At 62.5% G+C, this 26,496-nt stretch carries 24 protein-coding genes and 1 tRNA gene; 16 read left to right on the top strand and 9 right to left on the bottom strand.

Going from position 1 to position 26,496, the window contains the following annotated elements; genetic code table 11:
- The 5 genes from ACEK02_RS23105 to ACEK02_RS23085 form a co-directional block, all read right to left on the bottom strand.
- A complete protein-coding gene (locus ACEK02_RS23105; protein ID WP_371423877.1) occupies positions 1 to 1,524 on the bottom strand; it encodes a M81 family metallopeptidase in 1,524 nt (507 codons plus the stop codon).
- A gap of 159 nt (positions 1,525 to 1,683) precedes the next feature.
- Positions 1,684 to 3,333 (bottom strand): ABC transporter ATP-binding protein, encoded by a 1,650-nt coding sequence (locus ACEK02_RS23100; RefSeq protein ID WP_371423898.1) that lies wholly within the window; start codon positions 3,331 to 3,333, stop codon positions 1,684 to 1,686.
- A 50-nt stretch (positions 3,334 to 3,383) separates the two neighbouring features.
- Positions 3,384 to 4,268 carry an ABC transporter permease gene (locus tag ACEK02_RS23095; RefSeq protein ID WP_371423876.1) on the bottom strand — a complete coding sequence of 295 codons (885 nt, stop codon included), beginning with the start codon at positions 4,266 to 4,268 and terminating at the stop codon, positions 3,384 to 3,386.
- A 13-nt stretch (positions 4,269 to 4,281) separates the two neighbouring features.
- Positions 4,282 to 5,223 carry an ABC transporter permease gene (locus ACEK02_RS23090; protein ID WP_371423875.1) on the bottom strand — a complete coding sequence of 314 codons (942 nt, stop codon included), beginning with the start codon at positions 5,221 to 5,223 and terminating at the stop codon, positions 4,282 to 4,284.
- Positions 5,224 to 5,465: 242 nt separating this feature from the next.
- On the bottom strand, positions 5,466 to 6,599 hold the full coding sequence (locus ACEK02_RS23085; protein ID WP_371423874.1) for a M20/M25/M40 family metallo-hydrolase: 1,134 nt from the start codon (positions 6,597 to 6,599) through the stop codon (positions 5,466 to 5,468).
- 303 nt (positions 6,600 to 6,902) lie between these two features.
- Here ACEK02_RS23085 and ACEK02_RS23080 point away from each other — a divergent pair, with 303 nt between their 5' ends.
- Both ACEK02_RS23080 and ACEK02_RS23075 read left to right on the top strand, forming a co-directional pair.
- A complete protein-coding gene (locus ACEK02_RS23080) occupies positions 6,903 to 8,522 on the top strand; it encodes an ABC transporter substrate-binding protein (RefSeq protein ID WP_371423897.1) in 1,620 nt (539 codons plus the stop codon).
- Between the two features lie 414 nt (positions 8,523 to 8,936).
- Positions 8,937 to 10,565, top strand: a complete 1,629-nt coding sequence (locus ACEK02_RS23075) for an ABC transporter substrate-binding protein (RefSeq protein WP_371423873.1) — start codon at positions 8,937 to 8,939, stop codon at positions 10,563 to 10,565.
- Positions 10,566 to 10,680: 115 nt separating this feature from the next.
- Here the strand turns inward: ACEK02_RS23075 and ACEK02_RS23070 are convergent, their stop codons facing one another.
- Complete coding sequence (locus ACEK02_RS23070; RefSeq protein ID WP_371423872.1) at positions 10,681 to 11,244, bottom strand: helix-turn-helix domain-containing protein; 564 nt, start codon at positions 11,242 to 11,244, stop codon at positions 10,681 to 10,683.
- Between the two features lie 128 nt (positions 11,245 to 11,372).
- Between ACEK02_RS23070 and ACEK02_RS23065 the strand changes: the two genes are divergently transcribed.
- The 9 genes from ACEK02_RS23065 (at position 11,373) to ACEK02_RS23025 (ending at position 20,219) form a co-directional block, all read left to right on the top strand.
- Positions 11,373 to 11,531 carry a hypothetical protein gene (locus ACEK02_RS23065; RefSeq protein ID WP_371423871.1) on the top strand — a complete coding sequence of 53 codons (159 nt, stop codon included), beginning with the start codon at positions 11,373 to 11,375 and terminating at the stop codon, positions 11,529 to 11,531.
- Positions 11,532 to 11,694: 163 nt separating this feature from the next.
- Entirely contained in the window at positions 11,695 to 13,014 is a 1,320-nt protein-coding gene (locus tag ACEK02_RS23060; protein WP_371423870.1) for an MFS transporter, read from the top strand.
- An 89-nt stretch (positions 13,015 to 13,103) separates the two neighbouring features.
- Positions 13,104 to 13,625: an MOSC domain-containing protein gene (locus ACEK02_RS23055; protein ID WP_371423869.1), complete on the top strand. Its 522-nt coding sequence runs from the start codon at positions 13,104 to 13,106 to the stop codon at positions 13,623 to 13,625.
- Entirely contained in the window at positions 13,622 to 14,578 is a 957-nt protein-coding gene (locus ACEK02_RS23050) for a 2Fe-2S iron-sulfur cluster-binding protein (protein WP_371423868.1), read from the top strand. Before ACEK02_RS23055 ends, ACEK02_RS23050 begins: the two co-directional genes overlap by 4 nt.
- A 288-nt stretch (positions 14,579 to 14,866) precedes the next feature.
- Entirely contained in the window at positions 14,867 to 15,895 is a 1,029-nt protein-coding gene (locus tag ACEK02_RS23045; RefSeq protein WP_371423867.1) for a 2-keto-3-deoxygluconate permease, read from the top strand.
- Position 15,896: 1 nt separating this feature from the next.
- On the top strand, positions 15,897 to 17,162 hold the full coding sequence (locus ACEK02_RS23040; RefSeq protein WP_371423866.1) for a four-carbon acid sugar kinase family protein: 1,266 nt from the start codon (positions 15,897 to 15,899) through the stop codon (positions 17,160 to 17,162).
- Entirely contained in the window at positions 17,159 to 18,160 is a 1,002-nt protein-coding gene (gene pdxA / locus ACEK02_RS23035) for a 4-hydroxythreonine-4-phosphate dehydrogenase PdxA (protein WP_371423865.1), read from the top strand. The genes ACEK02_RS23040 and pdxA overlap by 4 nt, the downstream gene beginning before the upstream one ends.
- 213 nt (positions 18,161 to 18,373) lie before the next feature.
- Positions 18,374 to 19,138 (top strand): DeoR/GlpR family DNA-binding transcription regulator, encoded by a 765-nt coding sequence (locus ACEK02_RS23030; RefSeq protein ID WP_371423864.1) that lies wholly within the window; start codon positions 18,374 to 18,376, stop codon positions 19,136 to 19,138.
- Positions 19,139 to 19,286: 148 nt separating this feature from the next.
- Positions 19,287 to 20,219, top strand: coding sequence for a hypothetical protein (locus tag ACEK02_RS23025; RefSeq protein WP_371423863.1), 933 nt, complete (start codon positions 19,287 to 19,289; stop codon positions 20,217 to 20,219).
- Between the two features lie 16 nt (positions 20,220 to 20,235).
- Here the strand turns inward: ACEK02_RS23025 and ACEK02_RS23020 are convergent.
- Positions 20,236 to 20,323 (bottom strand) — tRNA-Leu (locus ACEK02_RS23020).
- 182 nt (positions 20,324 to 20,505) lie between these two features.
- Here ACEK02_RS23020 and ACEK02_RS23015 point away from each other — a divergent pair.
- On the top strand, positions 20,506 to 20,919 hold the full coding sequence (locus ACEK02_RS23015; protein ID WP_371423862.1) for a twin-arginine translocation pathway signal: 414 nt from the start codon (positions 20,506 to 20,508) through the stop codon (positions 20,917 to 20,919).
- 10 nt (positions 20,920 to 20,929) lie between these two features.
- Here the strand turns inward: ACEK02_RS23015 and ACEK02_RS23010 are convergent, their stop codons facing one another.
- Both ACEK02_RS23010 and ACEK02_RS23005 read right to left on the bottom strand, forming a co-directional pair.
- Positions 20,930 to 22,096: an FAD-dependent monooxygenase gene (locus ACEK02_RS23010; RefSeq protein ID WP_371423861.1), complete on the bottom strand. Its 1,167-nt coding sequence runs from the start codon at positions 22,094 to 22,096 to the stop codon at positions 20,930 to 20,932.
- A 9-nt stretch (positions 22,097 to 22,105) separates the two neighbouring features.
- Entirely contained in the window at positions 22,106 to 22,351 is a 246-nt protein-coding gene (locus ACEK02_RS23005) for a zinc-finger domain-containing protein (protein WP_371423860.1), read from the bottom strand.
- A gap of 240 nt (positions 22,352 to 22,591) precedes the next feature.
- Here ACEK02_RS23005 and ACEK02_RS23000 point away from each other — a divergent pair, with 240 nt between their 5' ends.
- From ACEK02_RS23000 to ACEK02_RS22985, 4 genes are all read left to right on the top strand, one after another.
- Positions 22,592 to 23,800 carry a hypothetical protein gene (locus ACEK02_RS23000; RefSeq protein WP_371423859.1) on the top strand — a complete coding sequence of 403 codons (1,209 nt, stop codon included), beginning with the start codon at positions 22,592 to 22,594 and terminating at the stop codon, positions 23,798 to 23,800.
- A 66-nt stretch (positions 23,801 to 23,866) separates the two neighbouring features.
- Complete coding sequence (locus tag ACEK02_RS22995) at positions 23,867 to 24,619, top strand: alpha/beta fold hydrolase (RefSeq protein WP_371423858.1); 753 nt, start codon at positions 23,867 to 23,869, stop codon at positions 24,617 to 24,619.
- Between the two features lie 223 nt (positions 24,620 to 24,842).
- Complete coding sequence (cysE, locus tag ACEK02_RS22990; protein WP_371423857.1) at positions 24,843 to 25,670, top strand: serine O-acetyltransferase; 828 nt, start codon at positions 24,843 to 24,845, stop codon at positions 25,668 to 25,670.
- Between the two features lie 174 nt (positions 25,671 to 25,844).
- The gene (locus tag ACEK02_RS22985) at positions 25,845 to 26,063 is read left to right on the top strand and encodes a DUF3126 family protein (RefSeq protein WP_068736180.1); all 219 of its coding nucleotides are present in this window, start codon (positions 25,845 to 25,847) and stop codon (positions 26,061 to 26,063) included.
- Positions 26,064 to 26,496: the final 433 nt, after the last annotated feature.

Raw genomic sequence — 26,496 nt, 5'->3', positions numbered from 1 at the left:
TCACGGCACGAGGGCAGGTGATGAGGTCTGGGGCGTAAATGATTCGCCATTCGGCTTCAGGCGGATGCCCGGGCGCAAATGCTTCCACGGAAGGACCGACGTATCCGCCGGCATCGCGCCGGGCGCGGCGCAGATCATGAGCTGGCCGGCGATCGGCTCGAAGTCGGCGCGGAAATGCACCGAGCTCTTGTTGACGAGAATGTTCTGCTCGGTGGGCTCGATGCCGACATAGCGATACATCGATTGATCGGCGAGCTGCGCCTTGTGCGAGCTGATGACAACGCGCACATCGTCGATGCGCAGGCAGGCGGAGAGGCCCATATCCATGTCGCGGCCGCCGTAATAGGGGCCATCGGCGACGAACTTGCCGTCGGACAGTTTCTCGACCACGAACGTGTTCTCATAGGGCGCATCGCCGGGGATGCCGGACTTGCCGCCGATGGAAAGTTTGATCGTGGCGCCTTCGCCGGCCTCATGCGCAGCCTTTGCTGCAGCAGGATCGTAGATCACGCCGGTCGCGGCCTTGACCGCCTTGTTCTTCACCAGCGCGCGCAGCATGCCGGTGGTGTCGCTGTCGCCGCCGGCACCGGGATTGTCCTGGGTGTCGGCGATGACGACCGGCTTGGTGAGGGTCTTCGCCAATTCCATCGCATGCAGCACGCCTTCGTCCGGCGTGTAGATCTTGCCGTCGAAATCGTTCTCGTGTCCCATCACCAGCTTGACGATGGTGTCAGCTGCGGCATCGGCATCGGCCTGGGTCACGCCATAGGCGAACACGCTCGGGCAGCAATGCGGAAAATCCGCGGCTGGGAAGCCCGGGCAGAACGACAGCGTGGGGACCTGATCGTGTTCGAGCGCGGCCAGTTTCAGATAGATGCTCTTGGTCGGCTCGTCATTTGTGCATTGCCAGCTGATCGGAATCAGGAACGGCAATTGCCGGAAGGCCTTGGCGAAGCGGTTGCCGGCGAGCAGCAGTTCCATGTGGCGCGCGCAGGCGCGGCCGGTGTCGGCCATGTCCACATGCGGATAGGTGCGATAGCCGATCAGGGCATCGGTATATTCGACCGTTTCCGGCGAGATGTTGCCGTGCAGGTCGAGGCTGACCACGAACGGAATATCGGGCCCGATCACATCGCGTACGCGCCGGGTGATCTCGCCTTCGCCGTCGTCGAGATGCTCGGTGACCATGGCGCCGTGCAGATCGAGATAGACCGCGTCCAGCGGGAGCGCCGCCTTGATGCCGTCGATCATCTCGCCGACGATGCGCTCGAAAGCGTCCTTGGTGACATGCGCCGAAGGACTGGCGCCGCAGGCGATAGTCGGGATCAGGTCCCATCCGCGCGCTTCGGCTTCCTCGACAAAGCCGGCGAGGCCGACATTGATGCCACGCATCACCTTGAGCACGTCGGCGCCATGGGTCATCGACGGCCAGCCGCCGCCATGCACAAAGGCCTCATAGGTGGCCTTGGTCGGCGCGAAAGTGTTCGTCTCGTGCAGAAAGCCGCCGACAGCAATTCGGGTCATGAAGTCATCTCAACTTGAATTAAAGGTCGTCATCCCGGGATGCGAAGAAGTCAGCGAAACTGACGAAGTCGCATCCCGGAATCTCGAAGTGATGAGCACATCGGGATTCCGGGGCGCGCGCAGCTTGCGCTGCGCCCGCCCCGGAATGACGGGATTGGATTAGACGGCCGCCGGCACGGTGGTGCTGCCGTCGACTGCGCGGAAGTTGGCGAAATCCCATCCTCGTCCGGGCGCCGCGTCAAGCAGCTGGCGCGTATAGGGCTGTTGCGGATTTGCAAGGACTTCCGCCGCGGGTCCCTGTTCCACGACACGGCCATGCTGCATGACCGCCACGTCGTCGCAGATTTGCGCTGCAACACGCAGATCGTGGGTGATGAACAGGATGGCGATGCCAAGCCGGGTCTGGATGTCGTCGAGCAGCCGCAGCACCTGCGCCTGCACGGACACGTCGAGCGCAGAGACGGCTTCATCGGCCACCAGCACTTCCGGTTCGAGTGCAAGCGCGCGCGCGATAGCGATACGCTGGCGCTGGCCACCTGAGAATTGGTGCGGATAGCGCGACACGGCATCGGCCGGAAGATCGACGAGTTCGAGCAGTTCGCGCGCCCTGGCCATGGCCACAGAACGCTTGGCGCCGTAATTGATCGGCCCCTCGGCGATGGACTCGCCGACGGTGATGCGCGGGTTGAGCGAGCGATAGGGGTCCTGGAAGACGATCTGGATCTTCTTGCGATGCGGTTGCAGCGTATGGCGCGACAGATCGGAAATCTCGCGGCCGGCGAGGCGGATGCCGCCGGAGGTCGGATCGATCAGGCGAACGATGCAGCGCGCCACGGTGGATTTGCCGGAGCCGCTTTCACCGACGATGCCGAGGGTGCGGCCCTTGCGCAGTGTCAGCGTCACATCCTGCGCTGCGTGGACCTCACGCGGTTTGCCGAAGAAGGACCGCTCACGATAGACCTTGCCGAGCTCATTGGCTTCCAGCACGATCGGATTGAAGCCCGCTTCGATACGCGGCGGACGCGGCACCAGGCTCGGCACAGCCGACAGCAGGTTGCGGGTGTAGTCCATGGTCGGCGCGCTGAGAATGTTCTGCAGCGTTCCGGTCTCCACCAGGCGGCCTTGGCGCATCACCGCGACGCGGTCGGCAATGTCGGCCACCACGCCCATATCGTGGGTGATGAACAGGACCGCCGTGCCGTGATCCTTCTGCAGGTCGCGAATCAGCGTGAGGATCTGTTTCTGCGTGGTGACGTCGAGTGCGGTGGTCGGCTCGTCGGCGATCAACAGCTTCGGTTCCAGTACGAGCGCCATGGCGATCATGATGCGCTGGCGCTGGCCGCCGGAGAGGCGATGCGGGTAGGAGGCGAAGATGCGCTTCACGTCAGGAAGCCGCACCTGCTCCATCATGTCGAGGATGCGCGCGCGGCGTGCGCTGGCGCCGAGGCTGGTATGGGTCCGCAGCACCTCGTCGATCTGCTTGCCGACATGGACGACCGGATTGAGCGCGGTCATCGGCTCCTGGAAGATCATCGCCATCGTTGTGGCGCGGAGCTGGCGCAGCCGGCGGTCGCTCGCTTTCAAGACGTCTTCGCCGGCCAGCTTGATGCTGCCGCCGATGGCTTTCAGCGAATCCTTCGGCAGCAGGCCCATGGTGGAGAGCGAAGTCACCGATTTGCCGGAGCCGCTTTCGCCGACCACGCAGACGGTTTCGCCCTGGCGGACCTGCAGCGAGATGCCGTCGATGATCTTCTTGCCGGCGCCGGTCTTGCCGACACCGACGACGAGGTTGTCGATTTCGAGAACCATCGGGCGGGTGTTCACATCGGTCTTGTTGATATTGCTGTTCACGGCGTCGCTCACTTGCCTGCCTCCCGCTGTTTCATACGCGGGTCGAGCGCGTCACGCGCTGCGTCGCCGATCAGGTTGACCGAAAGAATCGCGATCGACAGCAGCAGGCCGGGCCAGAAGATCAGCGATGGCTTGATCTGAAAGAACGCGCGGCCTTCGGCCATGATGTTGCCCCAGGTCGGGGTTTCCGGGCTGATGCCGGCGCCGAGGAACGACAGGATCGCCTCGGTGAGGATCGCCGATGCCGCGACATAGGTGCCCTGGACGATCAGCGGCGCCACTGTGTTCGGCATCAGATGCCGCCACATGATCTTCGGCATACTGGTCCCGAGCGAGATCGCGGCTTCCACATAGGGTTCTTCGCGCGCCGACAGCACCACCGAGCGGACCAGCCGCGCGACGCGGGGAATTTCCGGGATCGTGATGGCGATCAGCACGGTGGTCAGGCTGGCGCCGGACAGCGACACCACGGCGATGGCCAGCAGCACGCTCGGCATGGCCATTAGGCCGTCCATCACGCGCATCATGATCGCGTCTACCCATTTGAAGAAGCCGGACACGAGGCCGATGAACAGGCCGATGCTGATGCTGGTGACGGCGGCACCGAGGCCGATCAGCAGCGAGATGCGGCCGCCATAGAGAATGCGCGCCAGCACGTCGCGGCCATAGGCATCGGTGCCGAGCAAATATTCCGAACTTGCTGGCTTCAGCCGCAGGGCAGGCGCCAGCAATTGCGGATCATGCGACGAGAGCCATGGTGCGAAGATCGCCGACAGGATCACGAGTGTCAGGCAGACCGTCGCGATTGCGATGATCGGCGTTGCCGTGAGAAAGCCGAGTGACGGGCCGCTGCGCGAGGGCAGGGCGGCATTGGGAAGGGAGTCGATCGCCATCAGATGAGAGTTCCTAGTAACGAATTCTGGGATCGAGCAGCGCGTAGGCAAGGTCGATGAGCAGGTTGACGCCGACATAGACGCCCGAGGTCAAAAGGATCATGGCCTGGATCACGGGAAAATCCCGCGCCAGCACGGCATCGACGGTCAGGCGACCGATGCCGGGCAGGTTGAATACGCTTTCGGTGACGACGACGCCGGAGATCAGCAGCGCGAAGCCCGTGCCGATCACCGTAATGACCGGCACGGCGGCGTTACGCAGCGCATGGCGGAACAGCACACCGCCCTCGTTGATCCCCTTGGCTCGCGCGGTGCGGACATAGTCTTCGCCGAGCACATCGAGCATCGCGGCCCGTGTCATGCGCGCAATCAGCGCGACATAGATGAAGGACAGCGCGCAGGTCGGCAGGATGATGCGCTCGAAGAACGGCCCGAAGCCGCGGAAGATGCTGCGGAAGCCCTGCACCGGCACCCAGCGCAGTTCGATCGCGAAGATCTGGACCAGCACATAACCGATCACGAAGACGGGCACGGAGAAGCCGATCACCGACAGCGCCATCACAAAGCGGTCGATCCAGGTGCCGTGCTTCCAGGCCGCGATGATGCCGAGCGGCACCGCGACCAGGATCGAGAGCAGCATGACGCTGAGTGCGACGCTGAGCGAAGGTTCGACGCGCTGGCTGACCATCTGCAGCACCGGCACGTTGGAAATCAGCGACGTGCCGAGGTCACCATGCAGCAGCCGCCAAACCCAGCTAAAGAACTGGGTATAGAGCGGTTCGTTGAGACCGAGCTGCGTCCGGATACGGTCGAGCTGCTCGGGTGTTGCGTTATCGCCGGCGATGATCGCAGCAGGATCGCCGGGTGTCAGCCGAAGCAGCAGGAAGACAAACAGGGCCACCACACCCATGACGGGTATGGCCGCAAGAATCCGGCGAATGAGGTATCCGAGCATGGCGCTTTCCTATTGGTGGTGTTGATCGAACGTAACTGGACCGCGTCGGTCAACTGGAAACGTCACGGGCTCGCTGCTCTTGATCGTCATTGTTCGCGAGAACACAGAATTCTTCGAGAAACACTGAATCACCGTCGCAACTTGCCTCAACCCGAAGTTCGCTAATGATCTGAGGGAGCAAATCCTGTGCCACCCACGGTTCGCGCCATGCCATGCACGACGCGAACCGGGCGACGATTGCATCAATCGAGGGTCGCCAGCAATCCCGCCATCAGGCGGCCGCGGTCGACCAGGCTCTGCGCAACGATATATTCGTTGAGCGTGTGCATGTCGGCGCCATGAACGCCGAGCCCATCGAGGGTCGGGATACCCATCGCGCCGGTAAAATTACCGTCCGAACCGCCGCCCTTGCTGCCATGGGTCAATTCGGGCAGTCCGAGGCTTGCATTGATGGCCTTGGCTTTCTCGAACAGCGCCATGGTGGCTGGGCTCGGTTCCCACACAGGACGGGTGACGCCGCGGGTGACCTTGAAGGTCACGTCATTCTCGGTTCCCGCGAGCGCGAGCATACGCTGGACGCCGGCATCCAGATCCTCCTGGCGCTTGGCCATGCTCAGCGCTTCGGCGGTGCAGGACGAAGCCACGCAATTGACCCATTGTCCGCCATGCACGACGCCGACGCTGAAGGTGCAATCCGGTCCGGTCATCTCGTCGATCTGCACGATTTTCTTCGCCATTTCGCGAATCGCGGAGCGACCATTCGACAGTGTCGCGCCGGAATGGCTGGGGCGGCCGATGGTTTCGAGATTGAAGCGGGCGATGGCGTAACGGCCGGAGGTGGTACCGTTGTTCGCACTGCCGGGCTCCGGCACCAGCACGTATTTGTTACGCGCGGCCTCGGCCTCGATGATGTCGCGGGTCGACGGCGTGCCGACTTCCTCGTCGGGCGTGAACAGGACGGTAATCGGCAACGGCGTCGTATAGGAGATGCGTGCGAGCTGGCGGATCGCTTCCAGCGACAGATAATTGCCGCCCTTCATGTCGCAGATTGCGGGGCCGTAGCAGAGCTCGCCGTCGCGGCGCCATTTCAGTTTCTCGATGGTGCCGATCGGGTGCACCGTATCCATGTGCCCCGCGATCAGGATGCCGGGCTCGCCGAATTTCGGATGTGGAAAACGTGCGCGGATGCAGCCGCCGAATCCCATGCGCCCCGCGATGCGCTCGATGGTCGCACCCATGATCTGCATGTCGCGCGCGGCGAGATCGAGCATGCCGTTGACCGCATTCGCATCCCATGTCGGGCTCTCGCATTCGACCCAGACGCGCAGGCCCTGCAACATGTTTTCGAGATCGAAGGGGAGATCGGCGGGGTTCATCAGGTCATTCCTCTTGAATGAGAATTTCTGTCGTGGATCGTCGGCAACAATATGCATGTTGCGCGCGTTCGGGGGGACTTAGCAGCAGCGCAATCGCCTTTGCAAATCGATGATGTGCGTCGCTATGCATCGGCGCACCGATGCATCGCAGCAAAGCACGATTGACCCGCATCGCGCTTGATGCAAGGCTTTGATGCCTAAATCATAAAGGCAATACGCGAAGCAGCCTAAAATTCTATCGCGCTGCACAATCGATCGTCGATCGATGATGAGAATCCAGTCAGGAGAGATTGAGTGTCTAATATGTCACGTTGGCAGCGTTCTGCTGCCTTCACGAAATTGTCGCTGCCGGGCCTGGCAGTGGCCGTTGCGCTCGCGCTGCCGGTGCTGTCGTCGCCCGCGCATGCTGCAGGCAAGACCATCACCGCAGTGATGCATTCCGATTTGCGCGTGATCGATCCCGGCATCACGACCGGCTATATCGTCCGCGATCACGGTTATATGGTTTACGACACGCTGCTCGGCATGAACTCGAAATACGAGGTCAAGCCGCAGATGGCGGACTGGAAGGTCTCCGACGACAAGCTTGCCTATACGTTCACCCTGCGCGACGGCCTGCTGTGGCATGACGGCCAGCCGGTGACGGCTGAGGATTGCGTGGCGTCGCTGAAGCGCTGGGGCCGCAATGACGGCATGGGCCAGAAGCTCATGGACTTCACCAAGAGCATCGAGGCGCCCGACGCCAAGACCATCGTGCTGACGCTGAAGGAGCCCTACGGCCTGGTGCTCGACTCCATCGCCAAGCCGTCATCGCTGGTGCCGTTCATGATGCCGAAGCGTCTCGCCGAGACGCCGGCAGGCAAGTCGATTGCCGAGCAGGTCGGTTCGGGCCCGTTCAAATTCGTGCAGTCCGAATTCCAGCCCGGCGTAAAGGCGGTCTACGAGAAGTTCAAGGAGTACAAGCCGCGCTCCGAGCCGGCCGACTGGCAGGCCGGCGGCAAGGTGGTGAAGGTCGATCGCGTCGAATGGATCACCATGCCCGATGCACAGACCGCGGTGAATGCGCTGCAGTCGGGTGACATCGACTTCATGGAAAATGGTCCCTACGACCTGCTGCCGGTCCTGGCGAAGGATCCGGAGCTGAAGATCGAAGTGCTCAATCCTCTGGGCTTCCAGACCTTCGGCCGCATGAACTTCCTCAACCCGCCCTTCGACAATCCGAAGATTCGTCGTGCCGCGTTTCTGGCGATGAACCAGAAGCCGGTGCTCGATGCGCTGGTCGGCGATCCCAAATATTACAAGGTCTGCGGTGCCGTGTTCGGTTGCGATACGCCGAATGCCACCGATGTCGGTTCGGAAAGCCTGGTGAAGGGCAACGGCGTCGCAGAGGCCAAGAAGCTGCTCGCCGAGGCTGGTTACGACGGTACGCCGGTGGTCATCATGGCCCCGACTGACGTGACCACGCTGAAGGCACAGCCGATCGTTGCTGCGCAGTTGCTCCGCGATGCTGGCTTCAAGGTAGAGGTGCAGGCCACCGACTGGCAGACGGTGCTCAGCCGTCGTCCGAGCCAGAAGCCCGTCAAGGAAGGCGGCTGGAACATGTTCTTCTCGAACTGGGTCGGTGCCGACATTCTCAATCCAATCAGCAATGTCGCGACCTCCGGCCGTGGCAAGAGCAATGGCGGCTGGTTCGGCTGGAGCGAAGATCCTGAGCTGGAAGTTCTACGCGACAAATATGCGCGCGCCTCCACGCCGGAGGAGCAGAAGAAGCTCGCTGCAGAGGTGCAGAAGGAAATCTACGACAAGGCGATCTACATCCCGCTTGGCGAATACAAGGTGCCGAGCATCTGGCGGACGTCGTTGACCGGCGTCACCCAGGGCGCTGCCATTCCGATGTTCTGGAACATCGACAAGAAGGACTAACCGGCGCCGCTGCGGCGGCCTGTTTGAAGTCATGGAACGCCGGCCTGAGTGATCAGGCCGGCGTTTGTTTTTTTGCGAAGGTGCTCCCTTCGTCCTTGCAAGCCCTGGGGACAACCGGCTCGCTGGTCCGAGCAAGGCGATGCGCTCGATGGTCGCAGCCATGATCTGCTTGTCGCGCGCGTTGATGCGTGACTTGGCAGCAGGGCAATCGCCTCTACAAGTTGATGATGGGTGTTGCGATGCAATCCTCAGCGCGCCGATGCATCGTGTCGAAATCACGATTGACGCGCACCGTGCTTGATGCAAGTCTTTGAAGCCTAAACGATAAAGACAATGCGAGGCGGCGCTTAAAAATGGATCGCATTGCATAAGCAATCATCGACCGATGGTCAGATTCCAGTCAGGAGAGATCGAATGTCTATCATGTCCCGTTGGCGGCAGTCCGCAGCCTTCACGAAACTGACGTTGCCGGGCATCGCTCTTGCGGCCGCGCTTGCACTGCCGTCGCTGTCGTCGCCGGCATTCGCGGCCGGCAAGACGATCTCGGCGGTGATGCATTCGGATCTGCGTGTGCTCGATCCGATCATCACGACGGCCTATATCGTGCGCGATCATGGCTACATGGTTTACGACACGCTGCTGGCCATGGACTCGAAGTTCAAGGTCCAGCCGCAGATGGCGAGTTTCAAGGTGTCGGACGACAAGCTCGTCTACACCTTCACGCTGCGTGATGGCCTGAAATGGCACGACGGCAAGCCGGTGACCGCGGAAGATTGCGTTGCGTCGCTGCAGCGCTGGGGCAAGCGTGACGGCATGGGCCAGAAGCTCATGGATTTCACCAAGAGCCTCGAGGCGACAGACGCCAAGACCATCACGCTGACGCTCAAGGAGCCCTACGGCCTGGTGCTGGAATCGATCGGCAAGCCGTCTTCGGTCGTACCGTTCATGATGCCGAAGCGCATCGCCGAGACCCCGGCCGACAAGGCGATCTCCGAGCAGATCGGTTCGGGTCCGTTCAAGTTCGTGCAGTCCGAATTCCAGCCGGGCGTGAAGGCCGTCTACGAGAAGAACAAGGACTACGTGCCGCGTTCGGAGCCGGCGGACTGGACCGCGGGTGGCAAGGTCGTGAAGGTCGACCGTGTCGAATGGATCACGATGCCCGATGCGCAGACCGCGGTGAACGCGCTGCAGTCCGGCGACATCGACTTCATGGAGAACGCGCCGTTCGACATGCTGCCGATCCTGCAAAAGGACAAGGAACTGAAGATCGAGGTTCTGAACACGCTCGGCTTCCAGACGCTGGGCCGCATGAACTTCCTCTATCCGCCCTTCGACAATCCCAAGGTTCGCCGCGCGGCATTCCTGGCGATGAGCCAGAAGCCGGTGCTCGACGCGCTGGTCGGCAATCCTGAATATTACAAGGTCTGCGGCGCTGTGTTCGGCTGCGGTACGCCGAACGCGACCGATGTCGGGTCGGAGAGCCTGACCAAGGGCAACGGTCTGGCGGACGCCAAGAAGGCGCTGGCCGAATCCGGCTATGACGGTACGCCGGTCACGATCATGGCGCCGACCGATGTGTCGACACTGAAGGCCCAGCCGATCGTGGCGGCGCAGCAGCTGCGCGATGCCGGCTTCAAGGTCGATGTGCAGGCCACCGACTGGCAGACGGTGGTCACCCGTCGCGCCAGCCAGAAGCCGGTCAAGGAAGGCGGCTGGAACATGTTCTTCACCAACTGGGTCGTTGCGGACATTCTGAACCCGATCGCCAACGTCTCGACGTCGGGCAAGGGTAAGGCCAACGGCGGCTGGTTCGGCTGGACCGAAAACGCAGCTCTGGAAGAGCTGCGTGACAAGTTCTCGCGCACCACCGATGCCGCCGAGCAGAAAAAGCTCGCGTCGGACATTCAGAAGCTCGTTTACGATGAGGTCATCTACATCCCGCTCGGCGAATATCAGAACCCCAGCGTCTGGCGCGCCTCGCTGACCGGCGTTCTGCCCGGCGCGGCAACCCCGGTGTTCTGGAACATCGACAAGAAGGAGTAACCGGCGCCGCTGCGGCGGACTGGTTTGATCAACATAAGCGTCGGCCTGAGTGATCAGGCCGGCGTTTCTGTTTCTGGACTGCAGAAATTTGACGCGAGTTCTTTGGTGACGTGTCTCAGCGCTCGGGCGAGGCGGCGGATACGACCAGCAGCACCTCGGCCTTGGGCTTGCCGACGCTGCGCACCCAGTGCGGCGTCTCGCCGGAGAAATACAGGCAGTCGCCTTTTTTCAGGCCGATTTCCTCGTCTTCGATCTTGATCACCATCTCGCCTGATATGACGAACAGGAATTCCTCGCCGGCATGCGATGAGCGTCGCGCGAATTTCAGCGGCGGCCGGATCAGGAACGGCTCCATCATCTTGCGGGTCCGGCCCGCCGCCAGCGCCAGAAGATCGACGCCGTCGTTCTGCATTGGCGTCTGCTGCTCGCTCTGGCGGAACAACGTGTAGCGGGGAGCTGGCGTCGGGTTAGGATCGAACAGATAGGTGACGTTCACATCGAGCGCCGCGGCCAGCCGTAGCAGCGCGTTGACCGATGGCGTTTTCAGCCCGCGCTCGACCAGCGAGATATAGCCGCGCGTCAGCTCGCTCTGGGTGGCGAGCTGATCCAGCGTCAATCCCTTCGCCGTGCGAAGCTGGCGCAGGTTGAAGCCCACAGCGTTTTTGCTGACATCGAGCAATGTCGGTCTCCTCGTTGAGCGCAGGCTCTTTTGGATAGCTGGTCTTTTAGAGAACGGGCATCGATCGCGGAAGGGCTGTCCCATTCCCATTGGCGTGACACAGGATGGGTGATGAGTGGCTGTTTCCCATGGAAAACACTGCTGCAGATATTTCCGGCATCGGCAACGATAATTTAGGCAAAGTCCGGCGAATTACGCGAAATTTCGCCTCGGATACGTGCAATCTGCGATTTCTGCCGCTTCCCTCATCAGATGCCGATTTTGGTGACGTTGATTTCCAGCAGTAAACATGTTGGATTTTGGACAGTCGTTGAGAGGTCGTCAGCCCCCGCTGAGGCGACCGAAGAATCAGAGGAAGTTCACGAGAAGACCCTGACTGCGCCGCGAGATGTCGCGGCGCGGAACGAGACCACGCGCCTGAAACTGAACATGTCTTTTGAAGGAGTGATCATGACCGTCGCAGAAGAATTCAATGCAGCCACGAGTGCTGCGAGTCCCGACGAGGCAGCAGCGCTGCGCAAGATCGTCTGGTCGAGCGTGATCGGCACCGCCGTCGAGTGGTATGACTTCCTGATCTACGGCGCGGCCACCGCGCTGGTATTCAATAAAGTATTCTTCGCCGCCGGTGATCCCGCGCTCGCAACCATTGCGGCTTTCGGCACCTATGCCGTCGGCTTCCTCGCCCGTCCGCTGGGTGCGGCGATCTTCGGTCACTATGGCGACCGCGTCGGCCGCAAGGCCATGCTGGCCATTACGATCATGGTGATGGGCCTCGGCACTTTCGCCATCGGCCTGCTGCCCACTTACGCGCAGATCGGCATCGCAGCGCCGATCCTGCTCATCGCGCTGCGCTTCCTGCAGGGTATCGGCCTTGGCGGCGAGTGGGGCGGTGCGGTGCTGATGGTGGTGGAGAATTGCCCGACGCATAAACGCGGCTTCCTGGGCAGCATGGTGCAGGTCGGTAATCCTGTCGGCAATCTCGCGGCCATCGGCATGTTCGCACTGGTGTCGCAACTGCCCGAAGAAGACTTCATGAGCTATGGCTGGCGCATTCCGTTCGTGCTCTCGATCCTGCTGGTCGGCGTCGGGTTGTGGATCCGCATGAGCATGGAAGAGACGCCGGCGTTTCGCGCGCTGAAAGCGAAGAACGAAGTCGCCAGGATGCCGATCGTCGACATCTTCAAGTATCACCGTCGTCCGTTCTTCACCGCGGTCGGCCTTAAGATCTCCGAAATCGCCTATGCCAGCATCGCCGGCGTGTTCATCATGTCCTATGCGACATCGAAGCTCGGCCTGTCGCGCGGGCTGGTGCTGAACGGCGCCTTCATTGCATCCTTCGTTGCGCTGTTCTCTATCCCGTTCTTCGGCTGGCTGTCGGACAAGGTCGGACGCAAGGCGATGTTCTATGCGAGCTGCGCGTTCTGTGCGGCCTTCGCATTCCCGATGTTCTGGCTGCTGGATACGCGCGATCCGACCATCGTGATCCTGACCATCGTTGTCGCGATCTCGTTCGGCCAGATGGTGATGTTCGGGATCGGCGCGCCCTGGTATTCGGAACTGTTCACCGCGAAGCTGCGCTATAGCGGTGCCTCGCTCGGCTTCCAGGTCGGCGCGGCCATTTCGGGCGGCCTCAGCCCGCTGATCGCGGCATCGCTGATGACCTGGGCCGGTGCGACCTGGCCGGTCTCGGTGTTCCTGATCGTCTGCGCCTGCATCACCGCGATCGCCACATCCTTTGCGCCGGAAATGGCCAACAAGGAACTGACCTGACGGCAACGGGGCGGCGGCACGTCTGCCGCCCCGTTCTTCCTTGGCCCGCCGATGACTGCGATGATGACATCCGCAGAAGGAGTTGAGCGATGCTCGATATGTTGACTGCCAAGCCCGTACCCGGCGCCGTGGTCCCGTCATGGACCGGCGTGGTGCGTTATCTTCACATCACGCCGCGCGCGTTCCTGCCGATGCGTGAAATGCCCGAACTCACCTTGATCGCCGGCAAGGGCATCGAGGGCGACCGCTACATGATCGGCCGCGAGGAGGGGTTCTATTCGCACAAGCCTGAAGAGGGGCGTCAGGTCACCTTGTTCGAATACGAGACGCTGATGGCCCTGAAGCGCGATCACAATATCGATCTCGCCCCCGCAGAACATCGCCGCAATGTCACCGTAGCTGGCGTGCCGCTGACGCATCTGGTCGGCCGCCGGTTCTGGCTCGGCGAGGTACTGCTGGAATCGACGCGGTTGTCGATCCCGTGCCGGCATATCGAGGAGATCACCGGCAAGGCGATCTTCGATCCGCTGATCAATCGCTCCGGCCTCAACTGCAAGATCCTGCAGGGCGGCACCGTGCGCGTCGGCGATGCCGTGCGGAACGTGCAATGAACGCGGTGCCGATCACCAGGGTCAGGACCATCGTCGACAAGATCGAGGACGGCGGCAGGGACATCAAGGTATTCTCGCTGGTCGATCCCGATCGCTGGGAGCTGCCGCCGTTCCGGCCGGGCGCGCATATCGATCTGCATCTGCCCGGCGGATTGGTGCGGACCTATTCGCTCTGCAACGATCCCGCCGATGACAGGCGCTATGTCGTTGCGGTGAAGCGCGAGGCCGGAGGGCGGGGCGGTTCGATCGTGCTGCATGACGAGGTCAAGGTCGGCGATACGATCGGCGTCACGCTGCCGCGCGGCGGACTCGATCTCGCCGCGGAGGTGACACGCTTTACTTTCGTTGCCGGCGGCATCGGCGTGACACCGTTTCTGTCGGCCGCGGCCTGGCTCAAGCGCACCGGCCGTTCGAACTTCACGCTGCACATGATTGCGCGCGGCGCGCCGCCGCTTGCCGATTTGCTCGCGCCGTTGCGCCAGTCCGGTCATGTGGTGATCCACGATACATCCGTCGGGCAACGTCCGGACGTGGGGGCGCTGATTGGCAGGCCGCTGTCGGATGTTGCGCTCGCCTGCTGCGGACCCGACGCCATGATCGACGACTTCGAGCAGGCGTCACGCGATTGGCCCGCCGACTGTGTTCATATCGAGCGCTTCGTGCCGCCACCGCTGCCGGTCGATCCGGATGCGAAGCCTTATGTGCTCGCGCTGGCGAGGTCGCAGCGGGAAATCACTGTGGCGGCAGGGCAGACCATGCTGTCGGCGCTGACAGATATCGGCATCGACGTGCCCGCATCCTGTTGCGGCGGCATCTGCGGCTCCTGCAAGGTGGACTGGCTGGAAGGGCAGCCGGTGCATCGCGACCGTGTGCTGTCGCCGGCGGAGCGCGAACGCAGCCTGTTGGTCTGCGTGGCAGGGTCGGCGAAGGATCGCCTGGTTCTCGACCTTTAATTCACCGGTCTGACAGGCAAACAGGCGGCAGCGGTTCACCCGTTGCCGCCTGTTTGTGTTCCACGCCGCGCATTGCAGGGCTCGCCGTTCCGGTCAGCGAAACGGTCGCTGTGGATAGCTTACGGAAATACCTTGGTCACTTAACTAATTTTTAGAAATTGCGCAAATTGCGCAAAAAGTGTTTGATGTCTGCGTAATTTGCGCATATCGGGCGATGTGCGCAGGGGCTCCTGAGGGAAATTGCGCAGAATAATCAGTGACGCGCAGGACGCGGGAAGGAAATAGACCATGCAGATTCCAATTAAGCGGGCGATTGAGAAGGTGCCGGGCGGCATGATGACGGTGCCGCTGCTGATCGGCGCACTGTTCGCGACTTTTGCCCCGACCACCCCGAAGTTCTTCGGCTCCTTCACCGGCGCGCTGTTCTCCGGCGGCGCCCTCAGCATCCTCGCCGTGTTCTATGTGTGCATGGGCGCGAGCATCGATTTCAAGGCGACCCCCTATATCGTGAAGAAGGGCGGCGCCCTGATGATCGTGAAGGTCGGTACCGCAATTATCTTGGGCCTGATCTTCGGCCGCTTCCTCGGTGAAGCGCCGGTCACCGCCGGCATCTTCGCAGGCGTGTCGACGCTGGCGATCGTCGCCGCCATGAACGACACCAATGGCGGTCTCTACATGGCGCTGATGGGCCAGTACGGCCGTCCGCGCGATGTCGGTGCCTACAGCATCATGACGCTGGAAAGCGGCCCGTTCCTGACCATGGTGACGCTCGGCGTTGCCGGTCTGTCGTCGTTCCAGTGGCCTGCCCTCGTGGGCGCCATCCTGCCGCTGGTGGCCGGCATGATCCTCGGTAATCTCGACCGCGAACTGCGCGACTTCCTCAGCAAGGCCGTGCCTGTGATGATCCCGTTCTTCGCCTTCGCGCTCGGCACCGGCCTGAACCTGACGCAGGTCTGGCAGGCAGGTCTGCTTGGCGTGGGCATGGGCGTTGCCGTCGTCATCGTGACCGGCATCCCGCTGTTCCTCGTTGACCGTCTCACCGGCGGCAACGGCGTTGCGGGTGTTGCTGCGGCGTCGACTGCCGGCAATGCGGCGGCTGTGCCTGCGATCGTCGCTGCAGCCAATCCGGCCTATGCGGATGCAGCCGGTCCGGCGACTATCCTCATCGCGGCCTGTGTGGTTGTGACCGCGATCCTGACGCCGATCCTCACCTCGTGGGTTGCCGGCATTGTCGGCCGCGATGTCGAGCCGGGCGAAGAGGCGGCGACGCCTGCTGCGCCGGGCGTCGCGTCCCCCGCACCAGTGGCTGGGCGCTAAGATGGCTGGTCGCTGGCTGATCCTCGCCGACGATCTCACCGGTGCAGCGGACTGCGCCATCGCCTTCGGTCGCCGGGGCCTTGCGGCTGCCGTGACCTGGGGCGAGATCGCAGGCGCCGGGGCGGCAACAGCCGGGGATCACCAGCATCCGGTTCTCTCCTATGATGCAGCGAGCCGCGGCCTCACGGCCGAGGCCGCTGCGCGTCGTCACGCCGACGTGCTGCAACAATTGATGGAGCCGGACCGGCTCCTGTTCAAGAAAATCGACTCCACGCTGCGCGGACAGCCGGCGTCCGAGACAGCGGCTGCGCTGGCGCATCTCAAGGCGCAGTCGGGTTCGGCCTTTGGTATCTTCGCGCCGGCCTTTCCGGCAACCAACCGGACCACGGTCGACGGCCGCGTCGTTGTTGGCGGTCGTCCGTTGGAAGAAGCCGAAGTGTGGAAGCGCGATCACACTTACGACACTGCCGACATTGCTGACGTGCTGGCGTCGGCTGGCGTGCGCAGCGAGAAGGTGCTGCTTGCGACCATTCGCGGCGGCGATCTCAAGGCGCACCTTGCGCGTATCGCGTCCGGTGACAGCGTCGTTGCCATCTGCGATGCCGAGACCGAGCACGACCTGCATTTGATTGCCGAAGCCAGTCTGAAGATTTCACCGGCGACGCTGTTCATCGGCAGTGCCGGGCTCGCGCATGCGCTGGCTGCGCTCGATGACACCAGTGCCGCCGAGAAGCTGGAAATTCCGACCAGCATCTACGGCACCCTGATCGTGGTCGGATCGCTCGCGGGTGCGTCGCGCTCCGCAGCGCGCAAGCTGGTCGCCAGCGGCACCGTCGCTCATCTGCCTGTCACACCCGAAGTCCTGCTCGGCGACAAGGCCGGACAGGCGGCACTGGCCGCGCGCGTGACCGAAGGATTGACCGCAGGCGGCGACGTGCTGGTCGAGATCGTGATGGATGACAATCCGAAAATGTCGCTCGGCCCGCAGCTTGCGCAGAATCTCGCCGATGCGCTGATGCCGGTGGCGTCCAGCATCGGCGCCTTTGCCGCCACCGGTGGCGAGACCGCCGCGGCATTGCTGTCACGCTTCGGCGTCAACGGCATCCGTCTGGCCGACGAGATCGAGCCCGGCGTTTCGCTCGGGCTGACGCTTGGTGCATTGTCCGTTCCGATCGCCACCAAGGCCGGCGCCTTTGGCGACGAGAACAGCCTGATCAAAATTCGCGAACGTCTTCACACTGTCCGAACGCAAGGAAGCTTCACATGACCCGTCCGACCATTGCGATCACCATGGGCGATCCCGCAGGCATCGGGCCCGAAGTGATCATGAAGGCCTTCGCCCATCCGGAAATGCTGACGATGTGCAATCCGCTGGTGATCGGCGACGCCAATCGCCTGCGCAAGGCCGGCGAGATCGTCGGCGCCAGGATCGGCGTCGACTCGCTCGCCGATGCAAGGGCGGCGAATTTCGCCTCGAACAACGTGCAGTGCGTGGATCTGAAGATCGTGCCCGAAGACCTGCCGTTCGGGCAGAACTCCCCGATCGCAGGCGAGGCGGCCTACCGCTTCATCGAGAAGGCCGTCGAGATCGTCCAGGCCGGCATCGCGCAGGGCATCTGCACCGCGCCGCTGTCCAAGGAAGCGCTGCATGCGGCCGGTCACAAATATCCCGGCCATACCGAACTGCTCGCACATCTGACCGGCACGCCGGAAGTCTCGATGATGCTGGTGTCGCCCAAGTTGCGCGTGATTCACGTGACAACGCATATCGGCCTGATCGACGCCATCAAGAAGATCGAGCCGGGTCTGGTCGAACGCGTCATCACGCGTGGCCATGAAGTGCTGGTCAAGGCCGGCATCAAGAATCCGAAGATCGGCGTTTGCGCCATCAACCCGCATGCGGGTGAAAACGGCCTGTTCGGCTATGGCGAGGAAGCCGAGAAGATCACGCCGGCCGTGGAAGCCTGCCAGAAGAAGGGCTGGGACGTGCGCGGTCCGCTGCCGGCCGATACGCTGTTCTTCCTCGCCGGGCGCGGCGACTACGACATGGTGGTGGCGATGTATCACGATCAGGGCCATGGCCCGATCAAGGTGCTGGGTCTGGAATCCGGCGTGAACATCACGGTCGGTCTGCCGGTCATCCGCACCTCGGTCGATCACGGCACTGCCTTCGACATCGCCGGCAAGGGCATCGCCGATGAGCGGAGCCTTCTGGAGGCATTGCGGCAGGCGGTGGATCTCGCGCCGGGCGCCAAGGCGGCGTAACTCGGCGCTGTCATTCCCAGGCACACCAATTGGTGTGCCTGAGGGCACACGCTCTTGCGCGCGAACCTCAGCCACTCCAATAGGAGTGGCGGGGAATCCCGTTGTGCTTGAGCCATGCTGAGCTTCGTCGCCGCGATGGCGACGGCGACGCCCTCGGGCAAACCAATTGGTTTGCCGGGGAACGACGAGTGTGATGAGAGGGCAGGGACATCCATGTCGATGCGCAGCAAGGAACGTCGTGCACGCCTGCTGGACGCGCTGAATGCGGGAGAGATCGATGTCGACGATCTCGCGCGGCGCTTCGGAGTGTCCGGCTCCACCGTGCGGCGCGACCTGCAGCATCTCTCCAAGAACAATGCGGTGCGCCGCACGTACGGCGGTGCGATTCTCACCGGCCATGTCGCAGAGACCACGCTCGACCAGCGCATCTCGGTTCAGGGCAAGGAGAAGCAGGCCATCGCGCGCGCCGCAATCGAGCTGATCGAGGATGGCGACACGCTGATCCTCGATGCCGGATCGACAGTTGCGGCTTTCGGCAAGCTGCTGCTGCAGCGCCGTCTGCGCATCATCACCAATAATATTGCGCTGCTGCCCTTTCTCGCCAAGGCACCAAGCATCGAGCTCGTGGTGCTGGGCGGCGCGCTGCGCTCGACCAGCATGAGCACCATGGGACCCTTGGCCACCGAGGGGCTGCGGCGTCTCACCGCCGATCGCGCCATCATGAGCGCCGACGGCGTGGTCAGCGGCCGTGGGTTGTGCGAGGCGGATCTCGATCAGGTCGCGCTGAAATCGCTCATGATGGAGCAGGCCAAGGACGTCATCGTGCTCGCCGACGCCGGCAAGCTCGGCCGCGCCGAACAGGACGCCTGGGCACCGTTGCCGCCGCGCTGGACGCTGGTGACGGGCGCGGGTGCACCAGCGGATCAGCGGAAGCTGATGGAGGGGGCAGGGGCGCGGATTGTGGTGGCGGGGGCGTAATTATTCTAGATATTCCACCGTCGAACAATTGTTGTCGTTTTCGGCTTCTTCATTTTTTGGTCCTCTGCGGCGGCCTCCGAGGTCTGTGGACACATACATTGAGCTTTACTATTTAAGGTTGTGTTTTGCGGTTCTTTCGGAGCGAAGTATGGCCTTCTATTTCTTCCCGCCAACGCGAGTGGCAACCACGCAGATTACGGAGATTTTTGATTTTGTTTGGCCAACGGCGGCTGCTCTCTGGAACCTGCGTTGGCAAGTCGGAGGATTTTTACAAGAGATACCCGACGCGACGCCGAAGCAGCTGCACGACCGTTTCGTCTTCGGCAGCGCCATTCATGGAACCGATTTAAAGAAGGCGTGTGTTGAGACGAGATGGGACGACCAGAAACATCATATGTCGGGATTATTGCTTACCAACGCGTTTGCGGTCTACGAGCACTGGGCCGACGAGATACTGAAATGCGTCGGGATGCCCAGCGGCAGAGGGAAAAGACTACAATTCAATGATCGTCCAGGTAAGCCGGGTTTATCAGCGACGCTCCAGCAGCTGTGCGAGACCGAATCTGCGACGATAAAGGCAGCTTTCTATCCAACATATGCAAGCAGTCCTAAATGCTCCCTGCCAATTATTGAAAATCTTGTTACGTGCTATCGATTCTTCAAGGAATTGAGAAATGCACAGATGCATAACGGCGGGTTAGCCACCAGAGAGGCCGTGGACGCTTACAACGCTTTTGTCCCTGTTTCTGACAAAGTGTCATTGGGGATGAAGGGAGATTTGGTCTTCGACCCGGTTATTGAAGATCAACGAATAACCCTTCATCTGCGAGGTGTGGTTGGCTTCTGCGACGTGCTCTTCCGGTTGATAGTAACTGTCGATGCGCAACTTTGCCGATGTGTTGCCGCCGAAGATGTGCTCGAGAAGGCATTGCGAAAAAATAGAAGCAGAACGCTCAGCAGCAAGCCTGCCCGGAGGAATTTACAGCTGCTAAATCACATACATGCGGCTAGGCTGCCGAAGCCGCTCGATGTGGATGTGGTCAGGCAATTCATGCTGTCAAAGAAGATTATCACCATTTAACTCGTTCAGGCGGAGTTGGTGCGGGCGGCCGGACTCGAACCGGCACAGCTCTCTCGAACCGAGGGATTTTAAGTCCCTTGCGTCTACCATTTCGCCACGCCCGCTGTCGTTCTATTGATTCCGATAGATCGACGTCCATCTTGGGGACGCTATCTGCATAACGGAGGCGCGCGCTGAAAGCAAAACCGGTCTTTCCGATAGATTCAGGGGCCGTTTTGCTCAGCCTCAATCCGGCCACCGGCGGCTGCTTTACGCAACGTCAATCCTGCCCGGCTAGAAAGTCACGATGATCGCATCTCTGCCCCGTTTCCGCCTGCCGACGCGCGCCGCCGCGATGGCGTCGTTGCTCGTTGTGGCCGGATATCTCGGCGGCTGCGCCAGCATGGGTGACGGCATGGTTTCGGGCGCCTTTGTCGATCCCGCGAAATACGATCTTTATGACTGCAAGCAGCTCGAGGCCGAACGGAAGTCGCTTGCGACGCGGACGGCGGAATTGCAGGGGCTGATCGACAAGGCCCAGACCGGTACGGGCGGGGCGGTGGTCAGTGAACTCGCCTATCGCAACGATTACATCTCGACGCGGGCGCAGGCCAAGCTGGCGGAAGAGAACTGGCACAAGAGCAAATGCGTGGAGAGCCCACCGGCCGCTCCCGTCAAGCCAGCGCCTGCCGCGGCAAGACGATCAGGCGCGCGCTCCTGAGCCGTCCGGCTCAAAGTCTCCAGTTATAGATCCAGTCCTGCCGCGCCTGCAGGCGCTCGGCGCCGAGCGCGCGCATGGCGAGGTCCCGTGCCAGCGCCATCGGGCCGCGCAGGTGATAGATCTGGCCCGATTGCCGAGCGGTGCGCTGGACGCGCGCGACGCGCGGCTGGCGCAGCGCCGCGTAGCGCTCCAGTGCGGGCGCAATCGCTGCGGCATCGTCACCGACCGGGCCAAGACACGCCGCCAGCACCGCCGCATCCTCGATGGCCATGCCTGCGCCCTGCGCGGCGAAAGGCAGCATCGCATGGGCGGCATCGCCGAGCAGCGCCACGGCGCCTTCATGCCACATGCCGCCATCCGGCAGTGTGAACAGCGGCCAGCGCCGCCAGTTATCGACGCTGTCGATGATGTTGCGTGCCCTGGCGGGCCAGCGCGAGGCTGCAAAATGCCGGCGGATCTCGCTGGCATCGCCAGCATCGCTACTGCCGGGCTGCATCACGGCGCCGGGCATGATGGCGACCATGTTGATCCGCTCGCCTGATGACACCGGATAGACCACGAGATGGGCCTTCGGACTCATCCAGAGCTGGACGCCGCGGGAGATCAGGTCGCTTTTCAGCCGGCGCGTTTCCAGCGTGCCGCGCCAGGCAATGAGGCCGGAGAAATGCGGCTGCGTTTCGGGAAACAGTTGCCGCCGCACGAACGACCACGCGCCATCGGCGCCGATCACGGCCAGCGCCGGCTCGCCGTTGACGATGATACCGGCCGGCGTGGCGCGGAGACTGTCCACGGGGCAGCCAAGGCGCAGTTCAATGTCGGGATGCGCAGTGACTGCGCCAAGCAAGGCGGATTGCAGATCGGCGCGATGCACCAGCCAGTAGGGCGCATCATGATCCGGGCGTCCGAGCGGCAGGCGGATCACCTCGCCGCCGCTGCGTGCGGTCATGATGCTGACATTGGCCGGCGTGGTGACGTGCGGAGCGAGTCGCGCCTCGAGCCCGAGGCCGATCAGTATCCGAGTCGCATTGGGCGAGAGCTGCAGTCCGGCGCCGGCTTCTTCGAGCCGCCCGGTCTTCTCACAGATGAGAACGCGAAAACCCCTAGCGGCCAGCGCCAGCGCGGCCGTCAGTCCGCCGATGCCCGCACCAGCGATGACGATGGTGCGCGGCGCCGTCACGGCCGGGAATCAGGCAACCTTGTCTTTCACCACGCATTCCGGCGGGCGGGACTGGCCGGCAGCGAGATCGGCGGCAAAGCGATACAGGGTCGAGCAATACGGACAGATGATTTCGTTGTCATTGCCAAGGTCGAGAAAGACATGCGGATGATCGAACGGCGGATTGGCACCCACGCACATGAATTCCCGCGAGCCGATCTCAATGATCGGAACGCCGGCGTCATTGTGAAAGTGCGGAACCACGTGGTCGGACATCTTCTCTACCTTTGCTCGCAACAGCCGCGGGCGTATGAGCCGGCGCGCCATTCAGTGCGGCGCACCATACTGGTCCGGAACCATGATTCCTAGACCGCGCAGGGGTCATTCATTCGTGGAAATTCGACACAATTCAGGTGTCTCCGAACAGCCCTTCTTTCGTCGGGGCAGTTGTGCCCCGAACATGACGCACCATGTCTGAAGAGGTGCAGGAATAGGGATGAATAGGGTTTTTTCACGATGTGGTTCCGACTCGACACAGCTTTGACGGGGATCGCGGTCTGCGCGACCGCCGGCCTGCTGTTGCTGCCGCATGCCCGCGATGCCGGTGCCGTGCTGGCCGCGCAGGATGACCCTGTCGCCCTGGCCGATGCGCAACTCAGCTCTGCATTGCGGAATGATCCCGCACTGCTCGCCCGCAATATCGAGGAGGCGCTCGCGGCCAGGGATGCCGACCTCGCCAAGAGCTTTGCCGATGTTGCGGCTGCCAGAAATGTTCAACTGCCGGACGATCTTTCCAGGCGTGTGACGGATGCGGTCGCCGACGAGAATTCGGCGTCCCATTTCGCCAGCCGCTTTGCCACCGGTTTTGTCACCGGCAATGCCGACGATGTCGGCAGCCTGTCCGGCACCGTCGCCGGCGATCTGTTCGTTTTCGGCGATATCCGCGACGTGGTGCGCGAGGGCAAGCATCTGGCAATGGGTGAGGACACCGATCACCTGATCCTCGGCCTTGCCGCTGCCGGTCTTGCGGTGACGGCCGCGACCTATGTCAGCGTCGGCGGTGTCGCGCCCGTGCGTGCGGGTCTCACGCTGGTGAAGGATGCGCGCAAGGTCGGGCGGATCGGCGAGGGACTCACCGCCTGGGCGGCACGCTCGGCGCGCGGCGTGGTGGATGGTCCGATGCTGCGTGCGGCGGTGGCCGATGCTTCCGTGCTGCGTCCGGGCCAGACCATCACCGCGGTGAAGGCTGCTTTCCGCACCGAGAAGGCCGGCGGCATCGTGCGTCTCGCCGGAGATGTCGGCCGTGTCGGCGAGAAGGCCGGCACGCGCGGCGCGCTCGATACGCTGCGCATCGCCCAGAGCCCGAAGGATGTGACGCGCGCGGCGCGCCTCGCAACCGCCAAAGGCGGCCAGACCCGGGCGATCATGAAGATGTTCGGCCGTGGTGCGCTGGTGCTGGCGGCTGGCGCGTTCAATCTGTCGATGTGGGTGTTCTGGGCGCTGTTCGCACTGCTCGGATTTGTCGTGTCCATCAAGGCGACCACCGAGCGCATCACCTGGTCGTGGCTGCAGCGCTCCAGGGCGAAGCGCGCGCGCCGGGACCTGGCGGTCCGTCAGGACGCGCTGCTTCAGGATATCTCACGCAAGGATGCATTGCTCAGGGACCTGGCTCTCCGCCATCCCGCCCCGGCCTGCTCACTGGCGCCGGTCCTCGCCCACGGGTAAACTACACGCTTCCCACCACATTCCTTCTCTCAATCACCGATCTTCTCAACAATAACGGAATTCTGAATGCCGAGCTTTCACAACGGCGCTGTCGAAATTGCTTATCTCGATGAAGGCGAGGGCGATCCGATCGTTCTCGTGCACGGCTTTGCGTCGAGCAAGAACGTCAACTGGGTCTATCCGACCTGGGTGTCGGAGCTGAAGAAGCACAATCGCCGCGTCATCGCGCTCGACAATCGCGGCCATGGCGAGTCCAGCAAGCTCTACGATTCCGAACAATACAGCATCGGCGCGATGGCCGCCGATGTGCGCGCGCTGCTCGCGCATCTCGGCATCGCGCGCACCGACATGATGGGCTATTCGATGGGGGCGCGCATCACCGCCTATATCGCCTATAGCCATCCCGAGCTGATCCGCAGCGCGATCTTCGGTGGTCTCGGCATCGGCCTCATCAAGGGCGGCGGTCCCGGCGAGAACGTTGCGCTTGCGCTCGAGGCGGACTCGCTCGACGACGTCACCGATCCCGTCGGGCGCACCTTCCGCGCTTTCGCCGATCAGACCCGTTCGGATCGCCGCGCGCTCGCAGCCTGTCTGCGCGGATCCCGCCGCCTGATGACCAATGACGAAGCTGCGGCGATTAAAGTACCGTTGCTCATCGCCGTGGGTACAACCGACGAGATCAGTGGCTCCGCGCAGGAATTGCAGAAGGTCATTGCCGGCTCCGAAGTGCTGGACATTCCGAACCGCGATCACATGCGTGCGGTGGGCGACCGGGTCTACAAGGAGGGCGTGCTGGATTTCCTGTCCCGCCGGCCGTGACGACAATCTCCGGCACGCATCTTGTTTTGATCACACGAGCGCCCACTTCTGATGCACGCCCGGTTTGTGGGCGGGCAGGCTCGCGCCGGAAATATCCGCTGTTTCAAAGTGTTAGGGGTTGATCTCCGGGCGGGCCGACGTTCACGATGGCAGCAGCCGTGTCACGACAGCGACGCGTCTTGTGCTATAATCGACGCTGTATTCAGGAAATTGCGAGTCCGCCATGGCCGTGCAGAGCATCAATCCGCAGAATTCAAAACTCGCAACGCTGGATCCGATCTGGGATCGAATTCGCACCGAGGCGGAAGACATCGTCCATCGCGAGCCTGAGCTGGCGTCCTTCATCTATTCGACGGTGCTGCATCACAATCGTCTCGAAGACTCGGTGGTGCACCGCGTCGCCGAACGTCTCGATCATGCAGCGCTGTCCGGGGACCTGATCCGCCAGACCTTCGACGAAGCACTGCGCGACGAGCCCGATCTGGGTAACGCCTTCCGCGCCGATCTCGTCGCTGTGTTCGACCGCGATCCCGCCACCACGCGCTTCATCGATCCGCTGCTGTACTTCAAGGGCTTCCACGCCATCCAGGCGCATCGTCTGGCGCACTGGCTCTACCACAAGGGCCGCAAGGACTTTGCATGGTACATGCAGAGCCGCTCATCGGCCGCCTTCCAGACCGACATCAATCCCGCGGCAAAAATCGGCCGCGGAATCTTTCTGGACCATGCAACGGGCTTCGTTGTCGGCGAGACGGCCGTCATTGAAGACGATGTGTCGATCCTGCATGGCGTCACGCTCGGCGGCACCGGCAAGGAAAACGAGGATCGCCATCCGAAGATTCGTCACGGCGTGCTGATCGGCGCCGGCGCCAAGATTCTCGGCAATATCGAGGTCGGCCATTGCGCCCGCATCGCCGCGGGCTCGGTCGTCGTCAAGCCCGTGCCGCACAACGTCACCGTGGCGGGCGTGCCTGCGAAGATCGTCGGCGAAGCCGGCTGTTCGGAGCCGTCGCGCACCATGAACCAGATGCTGAATGCGACAGGACTTTGATTTTTGAGCCTGTGATTTTTTCGGCTTGCGATTTTCAAGCGCTGATATCGCACGCGTTTTCGTTCAGTTGTGGGATCGCGTGATTTTTCGAGAATCGGCCTAGCCGTGGCCGTCATCTCGCATTAAAGCTTCTCTCCATCAGCTCAACAGACATTAACTGCATTGGAGACACCTGTGGACGTTCAGGAAGTCAGAAAGCTCGACGCCTATCTCAAGCGCGTGTTCGGCAACCAGAAGCTCCGCGTCGTGCCGCGCCCGAAGAAGGACGACTCCGCCGAAGTCTATATCGGCGAGGAATTCATCGGCGTGCTGTTTGTCGATGACGAAGACGATGATCGCTCGTTCCAGTTCCAGATGGCGATCCTGGAAGAAGACCTCGTCGACAACGGCTGAGATCGTATCGAACCTGACTGCTGCGGGTGACCCATCCGCGGTGGTCCGGCCTTGATCACGCTGCGCATCGAGTCCCGCTCCGGAGTCGCGACGCCACGCGCGCCACTCCACCTGGCGCGGCACTTGGCGCGGCGGGAAATCCCGATCCGCACGCGTCATTCCGGGGGCGCGATACGCCGCCTTCGGCGTCTCCCTCGCGTCCCGGAATGACAGTTTGGGACTGGCAAACGCCGCCAAACATTTTTTCCTATTGCTATTGACAGCATCCCTATCTTGATTATTTTCTCCTTCGTCCTGCCCACCGAGAGGGGCGATCGCGATCGTCACGATTGCGGGGCGGGAGGCGGTGGACGCCGGAGATGCGGCGTCACGGGATGCGTGGGTACCGGCTGTCTGCGGGCAGGCCGCATCGCCTGTGGTCAGGATACCACTG

The sequence above is a fragment of the Tardiphaga sp. genome (genome assembly GCF_041424195.1).
GTDB lineage: Bacteria > Pseudomonadota > Alphaproteobacteria > Rhizobiales > Xanthobacteraceae > Tardiphaga.
The sequence above is the reverse complement of the archived record's forward strand: the minus strand, read 5'-3'. Positions and strand labels throughout refer to the sequence as shown.

What these genes read in the sequence shown, in the direction of transcription:
- ACEK02_RS23015 (WP_371423862.1), top strand. Translation starts at nt 20,506, where the DNA reads ATGATCGCATCTCTGCCCCGTTTCCGCCTGCCGACGCGCGCCGCCGCG.
- ACEK02_RS23000 (WP_371423859.1), top strand. Translation starts at nt 22,592, where the DNA reads ATGTGGTTCCGACTCGACACAGCTTTGACGGGGATCGCGGTCTGCGCG.
- ACEK02_RS23050 (WP_371423868.1), top strand. Translation starts at nt 13,622, where the DNA reads ATGAACGCGGTGCCGATCACCAGGGTCAGGACCATCGTCGACAAGATC.
- cysE (WP_371423857.1), top strand. Translation starts at nt 24,843, where the DNA reads ATGGCCGTGCAGAGCATCAATCCGCAGAATTCAAAACTCGCAACGCTG.
- ACEK02_RS23005 (WP_371423860.1), bottom strand. Translation starts at nt 22,351, where the DNA reads ATGTCCGACCACGTGGTTCCGCACTTTCACAATGACGCCGGCGTTCCG.
- ACEK02_RS23080 (WP_371423897.1), top strand. Translation starts at nt 6,903, where the DNA reads ATGTCACGTTGGCAGCGTTCTGCTGCCTTCACGAAATTGTCGCTGCCG.
- ACEK02_RS23105 (WP_371423877.1), bottom strand. Translation starts at nt 1,524, where the DNA reads ATGACCCGAATTGCTGTCGGCGGCTTTCTGCACGAGACGAACACTTTC.
- pdxA (WP_371423865.1), top strand. Translation starts at nt 17,159, where the DNA reads ATGACCCGTCCGACCATTGCGATCACCATGGGCGATCCCGCAGGCATC.
- ACEK02_RS23090 (WP_371423875.1), bottom strand. Translation starts at nt 5,223, where the DNA reads ATGCTCGGATACCTCATTCGCCGGATTCTTGCGGCCATACCCGTCATG.
- ACEK02_RS23095 (WP_371423876.1), bottom strand. Translation starts at nt 4,268, where the DNA reads ATGGCGATCGACTCCCTTCCCAATGCCGCCCTGCCCTCGCGCAGCGGC.
- ACEK02_RS22995 (WP_371423858.1), top strand. Translation starts at nt 23,867, where the DNA reads ATGCCGAGCTTTCACAACGGCGCTGTCGAAATTGCTTATCTCGATGAA.
- ACEK02_RS23075 (WP_371423873.1), top strand. Translation starts at nt 8,937, where the DNA reads ATGTCTATCATGTCCCGTTGGCGGCAGTCCGCAGCCTTCACGAAACTG.
- ACEK02_RS23045 (WP_371423867.1), top strand. Translation starts at nt 14,867, where the DNA reads ATGCAGATTCCAATTAAGCGGGCGATTGAGAAGGTGCCGGGCGGCATG.
- ACEK02_RS23055 (WP_371423869.1), top strand. Translation starts at nt 13,104, where the DNA reads ATGCTCGATATGTTGACTGCCAAGCCCGTACCCGGCGCCGTGGTCCCG.
- ACEK02_RS23085 (WP_371423874.1), bottom strand. Translation starts at nt 6,599, where the DNA reads ATGAACCCCGCCGATCTCCCCTTCGATCTCGAAAACATGTTGCAGGGC.
- ACEK02_RS23100 (WP_371423898.1), bottom strand. Translation starts at nt 3,333, where the DNA reads ATGGTTCTCGAAATCGACAACCTCGTCGTCGGTGTCGGCAAGACCGGC.
- ACEK02_RS23025 (WP_371423863.1), top strand. Translation starts at nt 19,287, where the DNA reads ATGGCCTTCTATTTCTTCCCGCCAACGCGAGTGGCAACCACGCAGATT.
- ACEK02_RS23060 (WP_371423870.1), top strand. Translation starts at nt 11,695, where the DNA reads ATGACCGTCGCAGAAGAATTCAATGCAGCCACGAGTGCTGCGAGTCCC.
- ACEK02_RS23030 (WP_371423864.1), top strand. Translation starts at nt 18,374, where the DNA reads ATGTCGATGCGCAGCAAGGAACGTCGTGCACGCCTGCTGGACGCGCTG.
- ACEK02_RS23065 (WP_371423871.1), top strand. Translation starts at nt 11,373, where the DNA reads ATGGAAAACACTGCTGCAGATATTTCCGGCATCGGCAACGATAATTTA.
- ACEK02_RS23040 (WP_371423866.1), top strand. Translation starts at nt 15,897, where the DNA reads ATGGCTGGTCGCTGGCTGATCCTCGCCGACGATCTCACCGGTGCAGCG.